1 protein-coding gene and 1 pseudogene are annotated in these 1,785 nt (G+C 41.3%); one reads left to right on the top strand and one right to left on the bottom strand.

The features are described from left to right. Positions 1-885 (top strand): annotated as a pseudogene (locus AB4153_RS21280) (transposase); the annotation flags it as partial. Positions 886-1,457: 572 nt separating this feature from the next. Here the strand turns inward: AB4153_RS21280 and AB4153_RS21275 are convergent. Continuing rightward, complete coding sequence (locus AB4153_RS21275; protein ID WP_303517706.1) at positions 1,458-1,709, bottom strand: hypothetical protein; 252 nt, start codon at positions 1,707-1,709, stop codon at positions 1,458-1,460. Positions 1,710-1,785: the final 76 nt, after the last annotated feature.

Below are 1,785 nucleotides of genomic sequence, written 5' to 3'. Positions count from 1 at the left end.
TATTACATGGTGACGTTCACCTTGCCTTATGAGTTGCGAGTCACGGCTAAACATCAATCCGAGTTGATGTATCAAGCCATGTTCTCGCTGGCCGCCAGCGTGCTCAAAGACTTCGCTAAAAATTCAAAGCAACTCGGTGGTGAGATTGGATTTACGGGCGTGTTGCATACCCATAACCGAAGGCGTGACTTGCACCCGCACATTCACTTCATCATTCCGGCAGGCAGTTTCGATAAACACAAAAAACAGTGGAAAAAGAACAAAGGTAAATACCTGTTTAACGCCTTTAACCTGGCCAAAGTGTGGCGAGCAAGACTGCTAGCGCAACTAACCGATAAGCTCAACATCAAGCTACCAACCTCAATCCCAAAAAAGTGGGTGGTTGACTGTCAACATGTGGGTAAAGGACTGCCAGCGCTCAAGTACCTGTCGCGATACCTTTATCGCGGCGTGTTACCCGATAAAAATATCGTCAGTAATATCGACGGACAAATTAGTTTTGCCTATCTTGAAAACCATGGGCAAAATAGCCAAACCAACACCACTGAAATACGCACTTTACCCACCGTCGAATTTCTATGGTTGGTACTGCAACATGTGCTGCCAAAAGGCTTACGGCGAGTCAGAGACTCTTAACAATGAGAGTGGATTACTCAGAGGCAGTGCTGCCAAGCTGCGACAACGAATACGCTTGATGTTAGCCGTTGCTGGCACTGTGTTTTCGCCGCTCGAAAACACCACTAAAACTAAAGCTGTCCGACCTTGCCCCTGTTGCCAACAACCGATGATATTTATGGGTTGCTGGCAACGAAGGGATGAAAAAGCGCATGCACGACTGACAAGCTTTCTTAGGCAAAACCAACGACACCTAACGCCACTGTTTAAGCCGAGGAATTAGAAAGTGAACACTTAAGATGCAGAACAATAAAAGTATCAGGAGGTGCTAAGGCATTGATATTTTGGGGCAACGAAATTAGCTGGCGATGCTAAGGGATCGATGCGGCTAGTAAAAAATGTAACTGCTCAGCACACATCGAAAAAGCGTAAGTTCTTACGCCGATATTTACACTATAAAGGTATCACTCGGGCTTGTTCAACACTTGGGATAAGGACGCGGCTACGCGCGGCCTATCCTTATCTGTTAGCCGTTTGTATACGCTTCATTAGGTTTATTTTTCCTAATAATATACATTACAATTAGAAGGATATACCCAACAAGTGACATTATACATGGAGACAAAACAACTGCGAAAAAACCAACTATAGAATTAGTTACTATCTTATTTGAGGTTAACGCAAACCAATATGCCACCACCCAAATAAGAAGATATGAAATATTTGCCCCCGCTGCTTTAGTCCCAAACTCTGTTTGCATAGATACATATATTATGTAGCGAGTAACAATCAGAAAAACTAAAGCCAATATCATTAATAGATGGCAAGTAAGCTTCTCCTTATTAATTTTCACCTTCAAACTTCTTTTTAAAAGCTATACACATTTCACCATTAGGCGATTTATCACATTCTTTTATAACCATATCACATCCCATTTCAACACCCTTTTGAACAGAATATCTGTCACTATCCTCCATTCCTTTCATTTGCTCTTCCATTCCAATACTTAGGCATCCGGCAAGTAACGGATCTTTAGTCTCTGAACATGCTGAAATTAATAATATTACGGTACTAATTAGTAAAACTTTTCTCATTTTATTTCCTTATATTTATGTAATTAAATTTTAAACTCGATGATACGATAAACGGCTAACGATCATAGTTCATGAG

Origin of the sequence: Shewanella sp. 10N.286.52.E4 (genome assembly GCF_041468785.1) — a bacterium.
Lineage (GTDB): Bacteria > Pseudomonadota > Gammaproteobacteria > Enterobacterales > Shewanellaceae > Shewanella > Shewanella electrodiphila.
Note: the sequence above shows the minus strand (reverse complement) of the source record. Positions and strands in the feature narration are given on the sequence as shown.